At 40.3% G+C, this 19,097-nt stretch carries 20 protein-coding genes; 8 read left to right on the top strand and 12 right to left on the bottom strand.

Annotation, left to right across the window (positions count from 1 at the left end):
• Positions 1 to 2: 2 nt before the first annotated feature.
• The 3 genes from METTI_RS05260 to METTI_RS05250 all read left to right on the top strand — a co-directional run bounded on the left by METTI_RS05260 (position 3) and on the right by METTI_RS05250 (position 2,767).
• Entirely contained in the window at positions 3 to 764 is a 762-nt protein-coding gene (locus METTI_RS05260; protein ID WP_023844790.1) for a hypothetical protein, read from the top strand.
• Between the two features lie 46 nt (positions 765 to 810).
• The gene (locus METTI_RS05255) at positions 811 to 1,491 is read left to right on the top strand and encodes a TetR/AcrR family transcriptional regulator (protein WP_023844789.1); all 681 of its coding nucleotides are present in this window, start codon (positions 811 to 813) and stop codon (positions 1,489 to 1,491) included.
• 67 nt (positions 1,492 to 1,558) lie between these two features.
• Positions 1,559 to 2,767, top strand: coding sequence for an aspartate aminotransferase family protein (locus METTI_RS05250; protein WP_023844788.1), 1,209 nt, complete (start codon positions 1,559 to 1,561; stop codon positions 2,765 to 2,767).
• Positions 2,768 to 2,821: 54 nt separating this feature from the next.
• Here METTI_RS05250 and METTI_RS05245 read toward each other — a convergent pair whose 3' ends face one another.
• The gene (locus METTI_RS05245; RefSeq protein WP_023844787.1) at positions 2,822 to 3,532 is read right to left on the bottom strand and encodes an alpha/beta hydrolase; all 711 of its coding nucleotides are present in this window, start codon (positions 3,530 to 3,532) and stop codon (positions 2,822 to 2,824) included.
• A 244-nt stretch (positions 3,533 to 3,776) separates the two neighbouring features.
• Entirely contained in the window at positions 3,777 to 3,905 is a 129-nt protein-coding gene (locus METTI_RS16170) for a hypothetical protein (protein ID WP_281170035.1), read from the bottom strand.
• Between METTI_RS16170 and METTI_RS05240 the strand changes: the two genes are divergently transcribed.
• Complete coding sequence (locus METTI_RS05240) at positions 3,850 to 4,470, top strand: flavodoxin family protein (RefSeq protein WP_245596170.1); 621 nt, start codon at positions 3,850 to 3,852, stop codon at positions 4,468 to 4,470. The two genes, METTI_RS16170 and METTI_RS05240, sit on opposite strands and share 56 nt — an antisense overlap.
• A gap of 44 nt (positions 4,471 to 4,514) precedes the next feature.
• On the opposite strand, the gene METTI_RS05235 is transcribed toward METTI_RS05240, so the two are convergent.
• From METTI_RS05235 to METTI_RS05220, 4 genes are all read right to left on the bottom strand, one after another.
• Positions 4,515 to 5,531 (bottom strand): succinylglutamate desuccinylase/aspartoacylase family protein, encoded by a 1,017-nt coding sequence (locus tag METTI_RS05235; protein ID WP_023844785.1) that lies wholly within the window; start codon positions 5,529 to 5,531, stop codon positions 4,515 to 4,517.
• A 2-nt stretch (positions 5,532 to 5,533) separates the two neighbouring features.
• Positions 5,534 to 6,439, bottom strand: coding sequence for a 30S ribosomal protein S6--L-glutamate ligase (gene rimK / locus METTI_RS05230; RefSeq protein ID WP_023844784.1), 906 nt, complete (start codon positions 6,437 to 6,439; stop codon positions 5,534 to 5,536).
• Positions 6,440 to 6,448: 9 nt separating this feature from the next.
• Positions 6,449 to 6,916, bottom strand: coding sequence for an ATP-dependent zinc protease family protein (locus tag METTI_RS05225; protein ID WP_023844783.1), 468 nt, complete (start codon positions 6,914 to 6,916; stop codon positions 6,449 to 6,451).
• Positions 6,917 to 7,086: 170 nt separating this feature from the next.
• On the bottom strand, positions 7,087 to 7,497 hold the full coding sequence (locus tag METTI_RS05220; protein ID WP_023844782.1) for a GNAT family N-acetyltransferase: 411 nt from the start codon (positions 7,495 to 7,497) through the stop codon (positions 7,087 to 7,089).
• A 340-nt stretch (positions 7,498 to 7,837) separates the two neighbouring features.
• Here METTI_RS05220 and METTI_RS16165 point away from each other — a divergent pair, with 340 nt between their 5' ends.
• Positions 7,838 to 7,969 carry a hypothetical protein gene (locus METTI_RS16165; RefSeq protein ID WP_023844781.1) on the top strand — a complete coding sequence of 44 codons (132 nt, stop codon included), beginning with the start codon at positions 7,838 to 7,840 and terminating at the stop codon, positions 7,967 to 7,969.
• A 44-nt stretch (positions 7,970 to 8,013) separates the two neighbouring features.
• On the top strand, positions 8,014 to 8,523 hold the full coding sequence (locus METTI_RS05215; RefSeq protein ID WP_023844780.1) for a gamma carbonic anhydrase family protein: 510 nt from the start codon (positions 8,014 to 8,016) through the stop codon (positions 8,521 to 8,523).
• 31 nt (positions 8,524 to 8,554) lie between these two features.
• Here METTI_RS05215 and METTI_RS05210 read toward each other — a convergent pair whose 3' ends face one another.
• The 3 genes from METTI_RS05210 to METTI_RS05200 form a co-directional block, all read right to left on the bottom strand.
• On the bottom strand, positions 8,555 to 8,941 hold the full coding sequence (locus METTI_RS05210) for a hypothetical protein (protein WP_023844779.1): 387 nt from the start codon (positions 8,939 to 8,941) through the stop codon (positions 8,555 to 8,557).
• 75 nt (positions 8,942 to 9,016) lie between these two features.
• Complete coding sequence (locus METTI_RS05205; RefSeq protein ID WP_023844778.1) at positions 9,017 to 9,625, bottom strand: hypothetical protein; 609 nt, start codon at positions 9,623 to 9,625, stop codon at positions 9,017 to 9,019.
• A 41-nt stretch (positions 9,626 to 9,666) separates the two neighbouring features.
• Positions 9,667 to 10,569: a PrsW family intramembrane metalloprotease gene (locus METTI_RS05200; protein ID WP_023844777.1), complete on the bottom strand. Its 903-nt coding sequence runs from the start codon at positions 10,567 to 10,569 to the stop codon at positions 9,667 to 9,669.
• A 162-nt stretch (positions 10,570 to 10,731) separates the two neighbouring features.
• On the opposite strand from METTI_RS05200, the gene METTI_RS05195 reads away from it, so the two are divergent.
• Positions 10,732 to 11,187, top strand: a complete 456-nt coding sequence (locus tag METTI_RS05195) for a DUF5788 family protein (protein ID WP_023844776.1) — start codon at positions 10,732 to 10,734, stop codon at positions 11,185 to 11,187.
• A gap of 25 nt (positions 11,188 to 11,212) precedes the next feature.
• Here METTI_RS05195 and METTI_RS05190 read toward each other — a convergent pair whose 3' ends face one another.
• From METTI_RS05190 to METTI_RS05180, 3 genes are all read right to left on the bottom strand, one after another.
• Complete coding sequence (locus METTI_RS05190; protein ID WP_023844775.1) at positions 11,213 to 12,154, bottom strand: mechanosensitive ion channel family protein; 942 nt, start codon at positions 12,152 to 12,154, stop codon at positions 11,213 to 11,215.
• A 411-nt stretch (positions 12,155 to 12,565) separates the two neighbouring features.
• Entirely contained in the window at positions 12,566 to 15,013 is a 2,448-nt protein-coding gene (locus METTI_RS05185; protein WP_023844774.1) for a tetratricopeptide repeat protein, read from the bottom strand.
• 115 nt (positions 15,014 to 15,128) lie between these two features.
• The gene (locus METTI_RS05180) at positions 15,129 to 15,725 is read right to left on the bottom strand and encodes a YigZ family protein (RefSeq protein WP_023844773.1); all 597 of its coding nucleotides are present in this window, start codon (positions 15,723 to 15,725) and stop codon (positions 15,129 to 15,131) included.
• A 151-nt stretch (positions 15,726 to 15,876) separates the two neighbouring features.
• Here METTI_RS05180 and METTI_RS05175 point away from each other — a divergent pair, with 151 nt between their 5' ends.
• A complete protein-coding gene (locus METTI_RS05175; RefSeq protein ID WP_023844772.1) occupies positions 15,877 to 19,095 on the top strand; it encodes a tetratricopeptide repeat protein in 3,219 nt (1,072 codons plus the stop codon).
• Positions 19,096 to 19,097 lie beyond the last annotated feature (2 nt).

Here is a 19,097-nt window from a genome sequence, read left to right as displayed (position 1 = left end):
ACATGCAGATCACAAAACTGCTGTACAATCTCGGAAGCAATGATGTAAAACTCATTCGAAGGGACAGCTTTCTGATATTCATGTTTCTTTTTGCCGCAATTATTGCAGCCGTGCTACATTATGGACTTCCGTGGCTGAATGTGTATCTGGCAGAGACAGGTCTGCTCCCGATGGAAGGCATTGCAACAAGTCTTGCTGAACTGTATCCAATGCTTGTAGCCTTTTTTGCACTCTTTGATGGGGCATTGCTTGTAGGTGCAGTCTTTGGCTTCGTCCTGCTTGATGAGAAGGATGGGAATACCATCAAAGCCATGCTTGTCACACCTGTTCCCCTGAAGTATTATCTGGTGTACCGCGTAGCTGTGCCTTTTTTTCTGGGTTTTTTTGTTATTGCAGGAATGGTCCTGTTCATTGACCTTGCCCTTTTGCCGTTGTGGCAAATGCTTTTGCTCATAGCCGGAGCCTCGCTGACGGCATCAATTGTGGCACTGTTCTTCGCAACATTTGCCGGGAACAAGGTTGAAGGTTTTGCTTTATCGAAAGTTGGTGGAATAGCCGGGTGGTCTATTCTGCTGGGCTGGTTCTTGCCCGAGCCATGGGTCTGGCTTATGGGTCTGTTTCCTCCTTACTGGATCAGCAAAGCTTACTGGATGGCGTATGCAGGTGAAAGTCTGTGGTGGGTAGTATTGATAATAGGCATCATTCTGCAGCTTGTTCTGGTCATAGTGTTGATAAAGCGGTTCAATAAGACGGCCTATCGCTAGATTAATAACTCTCTATTATCTCTTCATCGCTTGTAAAGGAAAGAATATGGAATTGAAAGACAGGATCATCAACTCAGCTCATGAACTATTTTCCGAAAAGGGATACGATAAAACCACAGTTGCGGATATAATCCAGAAGGCAGGCAGTTCCAAAGGTGGCTTTTATCATCACTTCAAATCAAAGGAAGAAGTCATTGAAGCAATTACCCGGAATTACATGCACGAATTCCTGCTTTACTACGATGAGGTACTTGAAAGTGATTCTCCGGTCATAGATTCAATAAACGAAGTCCTGATTAAAATTACCCGGTATAAGCTTAATCAGGTCAAAGACTGGCCGAAACTGAGTCGCATTTATTCATTCAGTGGCAACCATATCATTATCAAAAAGATAGCAGATGACTTTGAAAAAGTCACAACCGAACTCTATGCGCAGTTGATACAGAGAGGAAATAAGGAAGGAATTTTCGATGTTCAGTATCCGAATATTCTGGCAGGACTTTGGACAAGAGAGTTGATGAGAGTTCTTGACAGGTCCCGAGAAGCTATTTTTTCAGAAGACAATGCAATTCCATGGGAATATGGAGAACTCCTGGATTTCAGTGAAAAGCTTTTCAACGATACGCTGGGATTAAAGAACAATGAGATTTGCATAAAGGCTCCGATCCTGGCTTACGTGGAAGGTATCAGGAAACAGCTTGGAAGTCAAATCCATACTTCCCAGTGAAAAACCGATAATCATAATGTTTGAAATTAACAGATTAATTACATGAACAGGCAGAAAGTGATGAACAATGTCTAGCAAGGACACAATTGAAACAGAAGACAAGTATTTTGCACCATTCTTCGTGAAACAGCAAATCTCCATTGAAAAAGGAGAGGGAGTTTATGTATGGGACGAAGAAGGAAGAAGATACCTTGACTTCACAGCCGGTTGGGGTGTGACATGTATAGGTCATGCAAATCCGGTTATTACTGATGCCCTGTTCGAGCAGGGGAAGAAAATAATCCAGAACCCCAATTCAGGACTTACATATTCACCGTCACGTGCACGCCTACTTTCCCTGATGCAGGAGATTCTCCCATCAAATCTTAGCAGGATTTTCTTTACAAACAGCGGGGCTGAGACAAACGATGCTGCCATAAAACTTGCCCAGAAGGTGACAGGCAGGCCTGAAATAATTTCAACTTTCCAGAGTTTCCACGGGCGTACAATCAGTACGGCTTCAGCCACAGGTCAGGCCAAAAGCAGGGACAGGTATAATCCTTTAATGCCCAATTATCGTTTTGTTCCATACAATGATCTGGAAGCAATGAAAGATGCTCTTGATAAGAGTGTTGCAGCAGTAATACTGGAACCCGTACAGGGAGAGGGTGGAATCCGCATACCTTCACAGGATTACCTGAAAGAGGTTAGTAATCTGTGTAAGAATAATGGCAGTCTGCTCATTGTGGATGAGATACAGACCGGTTTTTTCAGGACTGGACCTGCCTTTGTTACAGGTGAATGTGGTGTGGAAGTCGATTTCCTGACCATGGCCAAAGGAATTGCCGGCGGTTTCCCCTTCGGTGCTTTTGCTATGTCGGAAAAAGTAGCAGAAAAAATAGAGATTGGTGACCATGGTGGCACTTACTGTGGCAATCCTCTTGGATGTGCTGTTTCCTATGCAGTGATTAAGTATCTTCTGGACAACAATATCTCTGAAAATGTGATAAAAATGGGTCAACTGGCCTTAAATCGCATGAAACAATGGCAGAATGAATATAGTGATGCTGTTGTCGGTCTAAGGGGAAAAGGTCTTCTAATTATGATCGATTTCAAGGATCAGGACATCTGCTCAAAAATTAAGGATGAATGCCAGGCAAAAGGTTTGCTCGTAACCCAGACTCAGGGCATTGGCATAAGAATATTCCCGGCTTTGAATATAACTGAGAATGAACTTGAGAAAGGCTTGCAGATACTGGAAGATGCAATTGCAAGTGTTGTGAAGAGTGGCATTTGAGTTTATGTTCTTCATTCATTTTTTATTTTTTACTTCTGGATTGCAGATGATTTTTCACAATTTGCAAAGATGATCTGCTAACCATTTTCTGTAATAGCTGAGCTGGTCTGGTGTATGAAAGTAATGTTCGCCGTTTTTCATTACTTCCAGGTGACAATTGAATTTCCTTGAAAAGGAATTCACAATATCATATTCGCAAATGTTATCCTCTTCTCCATAAAGGATTGCAGTGGGATTATCCCATCGAACAATTGGATTTTCTTTAACATAGCAATAGTAATCCCAGTACAATGTTTGTCCTATTGGCGTGTCAATTTCCCGTTCCTTCTTCAATTGTTCTTCGCTTATGTTGAGCCATTTCATCATGTTGTCAATGATACGTTCCATGTTGACAACAGGAGAAAGGAACAAACATTGCTGTAAGGGAAGTTCTTTAAAAGCAAGCAGGCTGAAATATGCTCCCATGCTACAGGCAAATAAGCTGATATCATTGGCTTTTGTTTGTGCATATTCTATTATCTTACAAAGGTCGCTGATACAGTTCTGAACTTTGCAAGGTGCCGTCTCATTTATTCGGTCCCCGTGCTGTGGCAGGTCAAAGCTAAGTACCTGATAACCTAAAGGAACCGTCTCTTCAGCAAGAATGGAAATGGGAATATCGTTTTTATGGGACATGTTTCCATGAACAGCCACAAACAGTTTTCTGTTGTTCTCTCCCCACAGGACAGCCGGGATGTTATCGATGAGTACTTCGTGTTTTTTCATGCTCTTCTTCCTTCGGTTAGTAAAGTTTGCAATACTACTTAATATTTTTATAAGACTTATAATACTCATTGATTCGGTAAAAATATGAGCAAATTTAGCTATCTGTTTGAAATTATATGTTCACAAATCTCCATTACTGATGTTTATTTTTCAGATGGTTATTCTACTATACCAACCCACATACTTGTACAGCGCAGTGCCGATTAGGTATATCTCTTCTTAATTCCAACTTTATTTCAGATAATCAACCGTCTTTCCGGAAGAAGACGGAAAAAGGAAGTGTCATAACGAAGGTAATAGGAATATCCGGGTCACCGATCCCTGACAGCAATACGGACAGGACGCTTAAAGCTGCTCTGGAAGCAACTGGCATGGAAACCGAATTTATTAAGCTTAGTAATCATACGATCAAACCATGTCTGGCATGTCTGAAATGTGTTGATAACAATGTATGTGTCATAGGTGATGATGGAAACGAGATTGCAGAGAAGATTAAAAATGCTGATGCCCTCATTGTTGCGGGTTATACTCCTTACTCTTCAATAGATTCAAATACCAAATCAATGCTTGAGCGTCTTTATTGCCTGCGTCACAAGGACGGCTACATGAGAGGGAAGCCCGGTGGAATTATCATTACTTCGGCTATTCCATGTATTCCCGAAGCTCCACCGGTTGCAGAAACTGCCGTGGGTTCTGTTGCAGCTTACATGCAGGAAGAAGGCATGGAAGTTGTAGGTGATGTTAAGATACTGGGTAATGTCCCATGTGTCAGTTGTGGCTATGGCGATGATTGTGAACTCAGCGGCATCAAGATGATCTACGGGCCCGATGCAACTGTGGATTCTGTTGGTATCAATAGTTTTGAGGACCAGCAAGCTCCTATGGATGGTGCAAAGGAGTTAGGTAAGAAAATTGCCTCTTGCCTCAGTTCAAAGTAATATGAAAGTGCCTTTATGTAAAAATAAAACAAATATGTGAATGCTCACCCATTTAAAGAACCCAGTTCTTCATTGTATGTTTCAATGTAGCCTGAGATTTCTTCCGCTTCCTGGTATCTGGCTATGTGGAACGTAGCGTCTCCTTCATGGACGAGTGGCATATTTGTTTTTCCAATTACTATTCCAAAAACCGAGCTTGTAACTTTTGTTTCGATTTCACCGAGAGGGTCATTTATATAGCCCAGAAGATCTCCTTTCTCAACTGAAGCTCCAAGGGGAACAATCGAACGAAAAATTCCACTGTCATGTGCACGTATCCAGCTCGTTTCCCTTGATATCACAGCATTGTAATTTTTCTTCCTGGTCTTTTGCTTCCTCATTTCCAGGCATGACATCACTCCGAGTACACCCCTTACACCTGCCCTGATGGCGACTTCATCAAAACGGAGAGCTTCTCCTGCTTCGTATAGTAAAACAGGTATGTTTCTTTTCTTTGCAGCTTCACGTAACGAACCGTCACGAAGGTCTGTGTGGATAATAACCGGTACTCCAAATGCACGGGCTAACTTTTCGATTTCTTCATCTTCTTCAAGGAATGCACGTATCTGAGGCAGGTTGTCTTTACCTGTTGCTCCGGTGTGCAGGTCTATTACGTGGCTGCATTTATCCACAATTTCCTCAATCAGGATATTTGCAAGGCGGGCTGCCATTGAACCTTTTTTTGATCCGGGAAATGATCTGTTCAGGTCTCTTCTGTCAGGCAAATAGCGGGACTGGGACACAAAACCAAAAATATTTACAACCGGAATGGCAATAAGAGTGCCTTTGATGTTGTTGATTGTTTTATGTTTCAATAAACGGCGAATTATTTCCACACCGTTAATCTCATCACCATGTATTGCAGCGCAGACCAGCAGGCATGGTCCGGGATTACGTCCGTGTATGACGTGAACAGGCATGGAGGAAGCTGTGTGAGTATAAAAACTGGGAATAGGTAATTCTATGGACTTCCTTGTTCCCGGTTGTATTGTCGTGCCTGCTATGGTGATGGGTGGCTGCATTATCAACCCTGGCCTTTGGTTGCGGTTTTACCAAATTTACTGTTTTTCTCGATGTATTCGATAATCATGGATGCAATATCTTTTCCTGTAGTGTTTTCGATACCTTCCAGGCCTGGGCTGGAATTAACCTCCATTACCACCGGTCCGTGGTTTGAACGCAAAAGGTCAACACCGGCAACATTAAGTCCCATTATTTTTGCAGCCCTCACTGCTGTTGAACGTTCCTCCGGTGTAATTCTGATAGTTGTTGCAGTTCCCCCCCTGTGCATATTTGACCTGAATTCACCTTCCGGTCCCTGTCTTTTCATGGAAGCCACAACTTTTCCACCAATTACAAAACAGCGAATATCTGCTCCATTTGATTCTTTTATATATTCCTGCACCAGGATATTCGCTTTAACTCCCATGAAACCTTCAATGATACTCTCAGCAGCTTTCTGGCTTTCTGCAAGTACTACTCCTATGCCCTGTGTACCTTCAAGGAGTTTGATTACCAGTGGAGCTCCACCGACCATGTTAATCATGTCTTTCACATCACCTGGTTTGCTTGCGTATACGGTTATCGGCAAGCCTATGCCTTTTCTGGACAACAATTGCAAAGAGCGTAGTTTATCTCTTGAACGCGTAATTGCTACCGATTCATTTAGGGGGAAAACACCCATCATTTCAAATTGTCGCAGCACAGCTGCACCATAGGATGTAACTGATGCTCCTATACGGGGAATTACAGCATCGAAGTCTTTGAGTTCTTCTCCTTTGTAATGAATGGAAGGATTGTGTGAGGTGACGTTCATGTAAGCTCTTAGTACATCTATTACATGAACTTCATGTCCTCTCTCTTCGGCTGCTTCAATTAATCTTCTTGTTGAGTAAAGTTTACTGTTTCTTGAAAGTAAAGCAATTTTCATCATTAGCCTCTATTTTAGTCCGTAAACAAGCTTTGCATCTTTTTTTCCACATTTATAAGATGCAGCGGCATTCACAACTGCCCGGTTTTCCAGTGCGGTTCTCCCCAGTAGCATTTTAAAACGCATGGTATCACGGTCAGTAAGTGTTAGTTCAATGGTGTAGGAATATGTGTCAATTTCAATAAGTGTTTCGATGACAAAACGCATCTCTTTATGCCCCCCTGAATCGGTCACCTGACGCTTATCTTTTAGAGGAGCAGTACATTCAATAATAAAATCCTGATTTTTCTGTACCGGATGTACCAGAAAACGGACCATGCCAATACCATTCTCTGTGTATTGCTCAATTTCAAAAGCATGTAATGCCGATGTTCTTGCACCTGTGTCAACTTTAGCTTTTATGGCAGGAATCCCAAGCTCTGGTAAACTAACCCATTCCCTCCATCCAAGCGTGATAAGCTGTTCATTTTCATCCATAAAGATATTCCCACAGACTTTAATTATTTGAAAATCTATTTTTGTTAGCCTTATAGGTTTTGAATGTATTTATAGAGAAATCCCGTTCGTACTGTTTGGGGATGTCAAAACAACTAGTAGATAGATGCAAATTCAATGTTAATTGTTATATTTTTCAATGTGTAACTTTTTTAGTCTATGTTATTTAATAACTTAGATCGAAGTGCGGATAAAGGACATTTCCATCCATTCTTTTCATAAAACCCGATTGCAGGTGGGAAAATATCTCCAATAACCAGATGACAACCTTGTGAAGAGAGAAGTCTTTCTCCCTCCTTTAATAACTCCCTGCCAATTCCTTTATTTTGTTCAGACTCTGCAACAACCAGTTCACTTAAATATGCTCTGAAACCGCAGTCATGAAAAGAAGCAAATCCTATAATTGTGTCGTTTTCTTCTGCAACCAGCACATTACCTTCATTGCTACACAAAACTATCTCAACTACATTATCTCTCCATAGCTCTTGCCAGACTCCAGGAATTCCCTTTATAAGATTTGTAATTTGACTTTCATCTGATAAACTTGCTTTTCTTATGATCATTTTTGTAACACTTTGATATTCCTTAAAATTAAAATATTTTTCGATGAGTATAGAAGGTTTATGTCCTGAATATGAGTGAGCTTTTTAAGTTGGAAAAGGAAAGCGTACAGTTTATCCGGGTGGTTCTTTAATTACAGGTGGCTGGGGTCGGATTCTTGAGGAATCCGGAAAAGAGGAGAGTATTTTTGTCGGGAGAATTGATCTCGATAAAACAAAAGAGATCAAACAAAAGGGTTCAATCTTGCAGGATTTAAGAACTGATATTTACTGAGTTGGTTTTGAAATACACCCACAGGTTTATTTTAGTTATATAACCTAATTACCATAGGAGGAGAATTCCATGCCAAGATATTGTAAGATATGTGGAGCAAAAAGTGGCAGATGTAATCATCTGGTAATTGATTTTGGAGAAAGGGAAGAGGAAAAGAGTAAGAAAGAGGATGATTCTCAAAACTCCGATACGCAAAAATGATTGCAAAACCATTTTTTGAAGCTCTTTTGTAAAACGTGATTCAAATGATCCTTAAATTCAAATCTTTAAGTCCTGATATTTCCGATTCTGCTTTTGTGGCTGAAAATGCAACTGTAATTGGGGATGTTGTTCTGGAAGAAGAATCCAGTGTATGGTTCAGTGCGGTAATTCGTGGAGATATCAGCTCTATTCGCGTTGGAAAAAGATCCAATGTTCAGGACAATGTTGTCATTCACACATCAGAAAAGTATGGTGTTGAGATTGCAGATGATGTGACAATTGGTCATTGTGCTGTGGTTCACGGATGTAAAATTGGCAATAACGTACTCATAGGAATGAACTCAACAGTGTTGGACGGTGCGGAGATTGGAGGGAACTGCATCATAGGAGCAAACGCACTTGTGCCACCGGGAAAGAAGATTCCTGCCGGAAGTATGGTTATGGGAGTTCCTGCAAAAGTTGTCAGGCAGCTTTCAGAAGATGAGATTCTGGGAATAAAAGAGAATGCAGCCGTTTATGTCAAACTGCTGCGAGAATACAAGGGAATGGATTGAATATAACCGTAAATGATGTGCAAATGGCACTTTAGAGGCCAAAGCGCACCATTGCTACAAACATAAGTATTCCGAATATGAAAAGGGCTCCGAATAAAAGGACCATTTTTTTTCTGAGTTCTCTTTCCTTTGGAGTAAGGGGTCTTAACTCATCTTCATGTTTCTTCTCATTTCGGGTTCCCATAATTGTTCCAATTACAAGACCTATCATATATCCCAGGAATATATTGTTCAGAATTAACGCTACAGGAATACCTATTGCAATACCAATAGCAAGCCACTGTCCCATATAGTGGCCTTTGGGGTATTTCCCTGTACGCTTGTATTCTTCCTTCTTGAGCTTGAAAGCAAAATACGACATTACAAGTCCTGCAAGGAGTATTACAAGGATTATGATCAAAAGAATTGAATAATTCATAACTCTGCTTTGTTTCCTTTTACTTAATAGTTAACGGATGGAGCTGTAAAAATGAAATTTCAGGAAATATTAATTTCATTTTACCTTTATTTTACAATCTTCACTGCACATATTTCTGATATACTGCTCCACTGAATCGTAATTTTGCGGAGTGCAGAACACAATACTCTTTTCTGCAAATCCTGCTTTAAGGGCAATTGTTTTAGATTTAGGGTAAAATGTAGCTTTTTTTACCTTTTTCCATTTAATATCCTGGTTCTGATGTGAAGCTGCCAGCAGTCCGGTACCGGCAGCACCTGGGTTTCCTGTAAGCAGTCCGGCAAATATTAACAGGAAGTTAATCTTACTGTTCTTAGCTTTCTGGTTTTCTCTGGTGATGGTGCTTATGCCTTTGCTGTCAAGGTTATAGGTAAGCATGTATTTGTTGCCGTAATATGCAATAATAAATAGTGCTGTAAAAAGGAACAATATCCCAATTAAGATCAGTGCATATTTCGCATCCCTGGCATTGCTGCTTGTGGAATACATGCTTCCGCTCAGAAACGATGGAAGCATAATCAGTGCTACAATGGTCGCTGTTATCAGCGTGGCAATTCCAAGTACTTTCAGCAATTCGTTGAGTATGAACTTATTAGTCAATATTGAAACATCAATGTCCCATTCAATATTTTTCTCGGAACTCATTTTTCATCCAGCCTTTGATTCTTGTTTCAAAAAGATAAGGTTTATTTCCAGCACACTGGCTGCTTGATTCCCTGCCAGAGCCGCTGGAGTTGCAACCTTTTAGCTTCTTCATACCTTCTCCACAAAAGGTAAAATCCAAATATTGCCACAGAAACCTGGCCGGTAAACACATTAAATACTGTAACAGGGAACAGTGACAGGACATCAGGTAGTCCGTTCCATAATCCGTGGAGGGCAGCCACTGTAATGTATGCTCCGATGACTTTGAGATTAATGTGGAATCTTCGGGGTCCGCTTTCCCTGAACATTGTGCTCACCAGTATTGCTGTCCATGTTCCATGCCCTATTGGTGCGATTACTCCTCTTATCAGTGTTATAAGCACTGTTTGTGAGAGGCTTCCACCGCTGTTGAGAAATGCAGTAAATGCATATCCTGTACTTTCCAGAGCCGCAAACCCCATTCCTGAAGCAGCTCCAAGTATAAGTCCGTCCATTTCAGAATCATGGAAACAGCGTCTGGCAATTATTATTACTCCGATTATTTTGGCAAACTCCTCGATAAGTCCCACTTCAAAAGAGTAAAATAAAGATTTTTGTGACAGGAATATTGGTTCTAGGGTTGCTGCTGCCAGTACTCCCAACAGTCCTCCGTAAAAAAATGCCCATGCAGTTGTTGGCATGTCCAGTTTGCTCAGGTGTCTTCTCTGGTAGAAGAAAGCAACATAGGTGATCGGCACAAGGAAATTCCCAAGCATTACAACAGTAGGAAATATATTTGTATTACGGGTTGCAGCAAGTGCAACAACACCGAACACATAAAGAACCAGTCCACCGGTGAAAACTTTAAGCCATGAAAGTTTTCTTTTGTTTTCAATATTCTCATAAGACGATTGCTGTTCAGCAACTGTGTCATCCGGTAGTTTTTCAGGGGTTGTACTTTCCATTTTATCCCGATACCTTAGTTCTCCGCAATAGTATATTGTATAGTATATCAAAGCTTATTTTTATTTAAAGGTACTTTGGTGTATATCTGCAAGTGGGTTGCAGGTTAACGGCTAACTCTAAGCCGGCAGTGTTAATCTGTATGGATCTATGGAGATATCAATATGTCAGTAAAGGATGATACATTATCAGAATGGGAAAGGAAACAGCTTCTTGCAGCCTTACATGCCAGGCTTTTCTGGGTAGGTGAAGAAATTCCATATTCTGTAGAAATTAAAGGCAATAAATGCAAGTTGCATGAACTTGTGTGGCAACTGATAAACAAGGAAACTCTTACCGATGAAGACCGGAAGCATATTGATAAATACATTAGCTATCTCAGGGAAAAAGAACAGGAAGATGAAACAAAGCTCAAAACCGAGAAACTAACAAAAAAAGAAGCAAAAGCCCTTTTTAATGAGACCAGCGGCATTTTAAGAGCTATTATGGATCTCAGGGAAATAGAGGATGGAACGGTCAGGGAAAAAGAGAAAGAGTTCCATGATCTCTTTTCCAGAGAAAGAGTAGCTGAAGCACGCAGATGGCTGCGGTTTCTGCATGATTCTGGTAGTCTGGAATGAATTTTTCATTTCTAATTTTTTTATATTATGGCATTTTAGTAATCTCAATGCTGGATATACTACCTATAATAATGTCCGGTTCAGTGGCAAAAGCATCAAGCAGACCTTGTGTAAGCAGGTCATTTACATATCGTCTCTGCTTTGTATCCACGACATATCTCAGATGCATCTCTATCCTGTCACTCTCGACGAACAGGAATATCTTTGTATCAACATCATATGATGTAAACATGTATTTTCGTTCCATGCTTGCAAGTTCTTTCTTAGAGTGTTCGACATAATCCTCGATTAGTGAGTTTGTGGTTTGCAGTGCAATGTCTCTTGATTTTTTCCAGTCGCTTTCGGGACTCAATATTATTGTGACCTCGTCCCATATAAAGGAAAAATCACGTGTGTAGTTCTTCACAGTGCTGTCAAGAACAAAACTGTTAGGCATTGTGAGGATCCTGCCTGTATATTGATCCCCATCAACCCATTCTCTGATTTCCATAAGGGTTGTATGGAAATAATTTATATCCAGGACATCTCCATAACAATCGCCCACCTGTATCCGGTCTCCTGCCTGAAATGTCCTGGAAAAAAGGATGACAATACCTCCGGCAAAACTGCGGAAAACATCCTGTAATGTAATGACAACACCCGCGCTTAATATTCCGTAGGCTACGATTAATGTGGTAGTCTCTTTCAGGAAAACTATCATTATGGCTCCGGCAGCCAGCAGAGTGATTATGACAGATACGACCTTACGGAGTGTGTACCTGTTCTTAGTGTCATGAACCTGTTTTCCTATGATATTTTCAATAAGGGAATTCACCAGGTATGCAAGCATTATTATGACTGATGCCTGTATGAGTTTCAGTAGTGTGTCCCCATAATTAGATGCGATAGCTGTGAAGTAATTTATGTATGAAAGTGCCAGGATGATAAAAGCAAATACGATAATTCCGATGTAGTTTCTCCCACTCACATACTATTCTTGATTTCAATCTTATATGAGTTTAATCTGTAGTTTTTGTTATCACTTGTCTTATGCAGAAACAAAACGACCTCATAATGATGATTATAATTAGATATAATTGTGTAGATATATTTATATAGTATATTGTGATTGTAGGTAATGCAGTCACAGCCAAAACACAGGCGAGTGACTGGAAAATGTCCCAAAATGGTACGATATGGACATCATCAAACCCGCTAAAAAACGAATTGGATTGCACAGGAATGTGGGATGAAGATATCCCCCTCAATATCTTCTATGTTGCACGCACCCACATTCCATTTGTCAATCAGGAGTATGAGCAAAGGCAGGGAGTAAAACAGCATTCATCAGAATGCGGGGTTATTGTCATTTCATTTACTCAGTGCCTTAATTTTCCTATTATATTCTTTTTGCGCTTTCATACATCCAGTTTGCGTCGTCTTTTCTTCCCATGAGCTCAAGCACATATCCAAGGTTCTCAAGGGTGATTGTCACATATGATTTATATGTCATGTTTTCAGGATTCTGATCCATGATTGATGCGTATGAACGAAGTGCATTTTCATAGCTCTTTTTCGCTTCACCATACATTCCTGCATTCAGGAAAAAGGCTCCCATTCCATCAAGCACACCTGCATGGTCAAGTTCATATTCAATATTGGAAGGATCAGCATTCATAAGGTTCCTGTAGGTTTCAAGAGAAGTGAGGAATCTCTGCTCAGCCTCATTTGCAATTCCGGCACCGACTGCCAGCTCAGCAAGTCTTGTGTTAAGCGCTGCAATCCTTTCAACAGGATACATATTTTCCGGTTCAAGAGCAGCAAGTTCTGAATATGCTTCAAGTGCGTAGTTACACATATAACCGGATTCTTCGGTCTCACCTTTTTCGGACAGCGTATATGCAATTCCATCTATTACCGATGCCTTGTTAAATAATATCTGGATGTTATCAGGGTGTTTTTCCACAAGAACATTGTATTTTGAGAGTAAGAATTTCAGGGTTTCAAGTTTTTTATCAATCTGTTCATTTGAGGCAGACATTTCCATCTTCTCAAGCAGTTTTATGATTTTTGGAATGTACCTGCCTGATTTCTCATTTTCCTGAAGTTGTTCATAAAGGTCAAGTGCTTCTATCAACTGTCCCATTGCAACCATTATATCTGCTTTTTTACCCTGTATCTCTTTAATTCTTCCTGCGTTCTTACCTTCCAGATCAGGCATAATGCCAAGCAGCTCAGTCCTGATTTCAAGAATACGGTCATATTCTTTACTTATAAATTCAACATCGCCGATGTTGTCTGCTTTCTTTTCAAGCTCTAAAAGGATAATATCAACACGATCTGAAATTTCCCTTCCAGTCTCTCCACTTTTTATAAGTTGCATATAGCTTATCAAAGCCTCATCATAGCGCCCAAGATCAAATTGTGCCATTGCTGTGTTTTTCAGAACCTCATTCATCTTTGAATCATCTCCAGTTGCGTGCTTTACGGTTTCATATATGGATAAGGCCTTCTTGAAATTCTCAAGGGCTTCAGGATATTTTTTTTCTTCGGCAAGGATAAGTCCTGTTTCTCTGCATATGTCTGCACTGATGAGTCCAAGCTCAAGGTTATCCTGTCCGGATTTTCCAATTTTATCTCCAAGTTGTCTGTATAGATTAAGTTTTGATTCATTCTCTTCTTCAAGTTCCGCAAGAGACAGCATATCTTCAATAATAGCTACAGCAGCATGGATTGTACTGTCATCATCAATTTCATTTTGAAGGACATTTACAACAATATCTACTGATTCTTCTATATTTCTAATTGCATCTGCTATATTGCCGGATTCTTTCAGCAGATTGCCGATGATATCCAGTGAGAAAGCCACATTTAGCTGATATGAAGTGTTTTCAGGTTCAGAGGCAAGTATCTTTCTTGATTCTTCAAGTATAAGTCCATACTTTTCCATCAGTTTTTGGTTTTCTTCTTCTGATTCCAGGAGCCTGTTCATGTCCCTCAGGATGCCAATACTAGTCTTTCTGCCGGATTCTGCCTTTTCTTCATTATCAATAAACTTTGAAGCAATTTCCAATGCCTCTTCCAGTTTAGAGAATGCGGCATCTTTCTCCCCTTCATTTTCAAGCACATGGGCGCTGTTTTGCAGTATGACAGCAACTTTCAGGGATTTTTCTCCTTCATTTTCTGCTTCTTCCATGTACAATTGCAGGAGTTTTTCGTATTTTTCCTTCTCCATTTCGGATGCGTTTTCCAGAGGAATGTTCAGCAAGTTTTCACGAATGGTTTTTTTCTTCTGCAAAATACTGTTTTCATCCTGAGTTTCACTGTCCATCCCTTCCTGGAGTTTAAGAGCCTCGTCAAAAGCATCAAATGCCCTGTCATATTTTCCGGTTTCAGCAAAAAGGGCACCCATATTATTCAAAGTAGATACCATGTTGGCAATATGAGAATTATTTGATGGGTCTTTCTGTACAAGATCCCGGTAGTTCTGTGCTGCAATGGAATAGCGGTCACCTGCTTCAATTCTCCTTCCTGTATTTTCAAGTGCAAGTGCCATATTACTGAACATATTTGCTCTCTGTTCAGGCAAAAGGAAATCCGGATCATTTTCAACAATATCTGCAGCTTTTATATATCTCTCCAGAGCTTCCTCTTTTTTTCCCTGTGAAAATAACAGGTCTGCATATGTCTGCAACACTGCAACCTCAATTTGTGGTGAATCCGCTTCCTTTGCCTGCTCAGCTGCCTGTTTTAAAATCTCCAGTGCATTTTCATGCTGTCCTTTCTCAATGAGGCTTACTCCTTTGTTGAAGTGCCTGTATGCCATATCTCTTGCTCTTTTGGACATATTGCTCTCGGTTTATTTGGTGATGATAAAGTAAAGTAATGAATAATCCTATTTATTTCTCAAGGAAAAATAATATGGAACGATTTAATAGACCCTGCTTTTTAGGTGAAAGTATCTATATAATAGTAACCCTGTTACGGGTTACATTAATAAGCTTTTCCTGAAAATCCTCTTTTGTCTCCGAATCCACTTCTACTGTAAAAGAAACAACTTCTGTGTAATCTGTTTTGATTATGGATCCATACTGCTCGGCAAGTCTGGATACAGTATCCATGTCAGAATAATCGGATTCGATTTTTACAACTGTTTTGTCAGTAACTTCAATGATACCTGCGTTTTCAATAGCTTCAATAGCAGCTTCCCTGTAAGCTCTGGCAAGTCCACCAAATCCCAGTTTTATGCCTCCGAAATATCGGGTAACTACAACTGCAACATTACTCAGTTCCTTCATCTCAAGTATTTTGAATACTGGCTTGCCTGAACTGCCTGCAGGTTCTCCGTCATCATCATACTTTATTGCAAGCACATTATCCCTGTTAATAAGATAAGCTGAAACATTGTGGTTCGCATCATTATGACGCTCTTTGATGCCGGTAACAAATATTTTTGCTTCATTCTCACTCTCCACCGGAGTGGCATAGGCAATGAATATGGAATTCTTTACTTCTTTTTGAGCTTGTCCGGGTTCTTTTAATGTTTTAAAACCTGTCAATGTTCTGTCTCCATTTCATCACATTAATATATGCTCAGCACTATAATAGTCAGTCACCATGAACAATTTAAATTAGATATATGTAAATACTTTCAATTACTATATCAGGTTATAACTATTAGTGTACAACTTCTCTTAGTCAGGTAATGTTATGGATTTAAAAAACTCTGTCCTCGGCATAATACTCCTGTTGGCTTTGGTTTTTCTTTGTCCCTTAGCTGACAGTCTGGGTCAGGAAGCTGTGGAATTTAACTCAATTGCGGTTTCGATGACTGAAAATGGCTCGTATAATGAAGCTATCGTATATTATGATAAAGCGCTTGAAACAGAACCCGGTTACATCCAGGCTCTTGATAATAAGGGGTCCACCCTTTACCTGATGGGTGATTACAGCGCTGCATCAAAAGTATTTGACCGTATTCTTTCAATTTATCCTAATTCACCTGCAGCCCTTTTCAAAAAAGGTCTGGTTCTTTCGAGTCAGGGTCAAAACCAAGAAGCAATTGAATATTACGACAGGTCACTTGTACTTATCGCCAATGAAAGTACATCAGATTATGAGAATGTTTTTGATGTCGGTATTTTTTCATTAATTGATATTTCAGATGCTTCTGCTTCTCCTGAAATTTCATTTGACCCACGGCTTCCAAGTGTCTGGTATCAAAAAGCAGTTTCTCTTGAAGCCCTTGGAAGACATAATGAATCTATATACTACTATGATCAGGTCATTGATATTGCAGATTCCCAGTCATCAGAATTCTCAATGACTGCATCCGGTTTATATGAACTGAATAAGTACAACGATTCAATTGAATATTATAACAGAGCACTGGAAATAGAACCTGACAATTCAAAATACTGGTATGGAAAAGGACTTGCCTATGATGGACTGGGTGACTACCAGGCAGCTCTCTCTGCTTATGATGAAGCAATCTATTATGATTCCGAAAATATCAATGCAATCTATAACAAAGCCGTTGTCCTTGAGAATCTTGGCCAGCCAGACCTTGCGGTACTGCAATACAATGCTTATCTGACACTGGATCCATATGCAGTTGATATCTGGTACAAGATGGGAACTACCTATGAAGAACTTGGAGACTATGATTCTGCACTTAAAGCCTACAACCAGGTGCTTGTATACGAACCTGAAAACGGGGAGGTGTGGACCAGAAAAGGTGATGTTCTTGACATACTCGGAAAATACCAGGAAGCTATAGAGGCCTATGATAAGGCTCTTCTGGTGGGAACTGATAACAAAGCATCAGGTACATATGGTGCAGGAGCCGGACTCTTTGGAGTGCCTGTCGAAGTATCCGACTGCTATTCAGAAACACCGGAATTTGATTCGGATTCGGCTCTTCTCTGGTACAACAAGGGTCTTGCCTTCTATAAAATGGCTAATTACGAAAGTGCAATAGAGGCATTTGAGAATGCAGCTGCAACAGAACCCAATCATCCTCAATTATGGTACTACATGGCAGTTTCTTATGAGAATCTTGGGATGTATGAGGAAGCTGCAAATTCATACGAAAAAGCGGTGAAGGTGGACAACTCATGTCCGAGAATGTATTACGATCTTGCACTGGATTACGATCGTCTTGGAGAGTTCAGCTCTGCACAAAAGGCTTACACCAGGGCAGTGCAACTGGAACCCAATTTCACGGCAGCATATTATAACAAAGCTCTTGATCTTGATAATCTTGAAAAGTACGATGAATCAGTAGAAGTATATTCAAAGGTTCTTGAACTTCAGCCTACGTCCATTGATACATTGCTCAGGAAAGGCAATGCATTGAATGAGATTGGTGAATATGAAGAAGCAATTGCCAGTTATGAACAAATACTACAGATTGATCCAACTCACGCCGTAGCAAAATTCCAGCTTGATGTTAACAGGGATATTCTTGAAAGTGCAAACAGGACTTCTTCCTCTTATGCTGTTCCTTCAACACTGTTTGGTGTAATGAGTGATGATGTTTTCAGTTCTGACATCTTTATCTGGTATTCATCAAATCCATTCGAAGATTCTTATTTTACAAGTTTAAATGATGCTGAGATTTTGGGTAATATAGTTACGTATGATGATGTGTGGGTCTCCAGGGGTTCAACCCTTGAGAGGATGTCCATGACAGACCAGGCAGTAGAATCATACACAACAGCTTTACTTTTAAATCCATCATCGGCTGAAGCCTGGGTAAACCTGGCATCATCTTATGATAAACTTGGTGATTATTCAAATGCTATTACCTGCTATGAGCAGGCAGTGTTGCTCAATCCATCTGATAAGGATGCATGGTACAGCAAAGGTCTCTCTCACTATAACAATGGTGATAACCAGTTAGCTGTGGAATCATTTTCAAAAGTACTCCTGCAGGATTCCGGAAATATTGATGCTCTTTATTATGAGGCAATGGCTTATGATAATCTGAATATGTATTCTGAATCTCTCAAATCCTACGAGGCTATACTCAAAAATGATGCCCAGAATACAGATGTCTGGTATAAGGCAGGTTCAGCAGCATACAAGCTTGGGCTTTATGAGAAATCTATCGACTCTTTCAACCATGTACTGATGTATGATCCTACTAACGTATCCGTTCTTAAGATGCAGAGTAATGCCGCATTGGGTCTTGGTGATGATGAAACAGCACTTGGATATTATGACAGGATACTTGAAGTAACTCCATCTGATTCAATTGCACTTTTTGGAAAGGCATCCATATATGACAGCCTTGGAGAATACGATGAGGCAATTGCAACCTATGATAAGATACTGGAACTTGAGCCCACCAATGTAAAAGCACTGAACAGTAAAGGTTTCACTTATTATCTTATGGGTGATCTCGATGCTGCTACAACTTCCTTTGAAGCAGCAGCGGCAGCAGATCCGACGAGTGCTTCAGCATGGTATCACCTGGGTACAATTTCCTACATGAGAAGCAGTTACAAGGGTTCAATCTATTACTATGAGAAAGCTCTGGAACTTGACCCCACATGCATTACTGCATGGTATAACAAAGGTTTTATCCTGAACGTAATGGGTGATGTATCCGATGCAGTTGAATGTTATGATAAGATACTGGCAATTGATCCGGAATCAGAATCCGCCCTTTACAATAAGCAGTTTGCTCTCTATCGTATTGGTAAATCCGTAACTGCCGATGAGACAAAGGCAAAACTCGATTCAATCGATCCTGGGTTTGCAGCTGCTCTTGATGACAGGGGTACAAAGTTCTTCCTGCCGGACACATATAGCGACACTCTGGATTATGAATTGCCATCCAGATGGTATTCTGATACAATGGACACCACTGAGAACAGCACCGCAGGAGATGGTCCGGTTCTGACAGAATATGAGCATGATTGACC

The sequence above is a fragment of the Methanolobus tindarius DSM 2278 genome, assembly GCF_000504205.1.
GTDB classification, from domain to species: Archaea; Halobacteriota; Methanosarcinia; order Methanosarcinales; family Methanosarcinaceae; genus Methanolobus; species Methanolobus tindarius.
Note: the sequence above shows the minus strand (reverse complement) of the source record. Positions and strands in the feature narration are given on the sequence as shown.

Excerpts from the sequence above, each read along its gene's own strand:
- METTI_RS05260 (WP_023844790.1), top strand. The coding sequence starts at position 3 with ATGCAGATCACAAAACTGCTGTACAATCTCGGAAGCAATGATGTAAAA.
- METTI_RS05255 (WP_023844789.1), top strand. The coding sequence starts at position 811 with ATGGAATTGAAAGACAGGATCATCAACTCAGCTCATGAACTATTTTCC.
- METTI_RS05250 (WP_023844788.1), top strand. The coding sequence starts at position 1,559 with ATGTCTAGCAAGGACACAATTGAAACAGAAGACAAGTATTTTGCACCA.
- METTI_RS05245 (WP_023844787.1), bottom strand. The coding sequence starts at position 3,532 with ATGAAAAAACACGAAGTACTCATCGATAACATCCCGGCTGTCCTGTGG.
- METTI_RS16170 (WP_281170035.1), bottom strand. The coding sequence starts at position 3,905 with ATGCCAGTTGCTTCCAGAGCAGCTTTAAGCGTCCTGTCCGTATTGCTG.
- METTI_RS05235 (WP_023844785.1), bottom strand. The coding sequence starts at position 5,531 with ATGCAGCCACCCATCACCATAGCAGGCACGACAATACAACCGGGAACA.
- rimK (WP_023844784.1), bottom strand. The coding sequence starts at position 6,439 with ATGAAAATTGCTTTACTTTCAAGAAACAGTAAACTTTACTCAACAAGA.
- METTI_RS05225 (WP_023844783.1), bottom strand. The coding sequence starts at position 6,916 with ATGGATGAAAATGAACAGCTTATCACGCTTGGATGGAGGGAATGGGTT.
- METTI_RS05220 (WP_023844782.1), bottom strand. The coding sequence starts at position 7,497 with ATGATCATAAGAAAAGCAAGTTTATCAGATGAAAGTCAAATTACAAAT.
- METTI_RS16165 (WP_023844781.1), top strand. The coding sequence starts at position 7,838 with ATGCCAAGATATTGTAAGATATGTGGAGCAAAAAGTGGCAGATGTAAT.
- METTI_RS05215 (WP_023844780.1), top strand. The coding sequence starts at position 8,014 with ATGATCCTTAAATTCAAATCTTTAAGTCCTGATATTTCCGATTCTGCT.
- METTI_RS05210 (WP_023844779.1), bottom strand. The coding sequence starts at position 8,941 with ATGAATTATTCAATTCTTTTGATCATAATCCTTGTAATACTCCTTGCA.
- METTI_RS05205 (WP_023844778.1), bottom strand. The coding sequence starts at position 9,625 with ATGAGTTCCGAGAAAAATATTGAATGGGACATTGATGTTTCAATATTG.
- METTI_RS05200 (WP_023844777.1), bottom strand. The coding sequence starts at position 10,569 with ATGGAAAGTACAACCCCTGAAAAACTACCGGATGACACAGTTGCTGAA.
- METTI_RS05195 (WP_023844776.1), top strand. The coding sequence starts at position 10,732 with ATGTCAGTAAAGGATGATACATTATCAGAATGGGAAAGGAAACAGCTT.
- METTI_RS05185 (WP_023844774.1), bottom strand. The coding sequence starts at position 15,013 with ATGTCCAAAAGAGCAAGAGATATGGCATACAGGCACTTCAACAAAGGA.
- METTI_RS05175 (WP_023844772.1), top strand. The coding sequence starts at position 15,877 with ATGGATTTAAAAAACTCTGTCCTCGGCATAATACTCCTGTTGGCTTTG.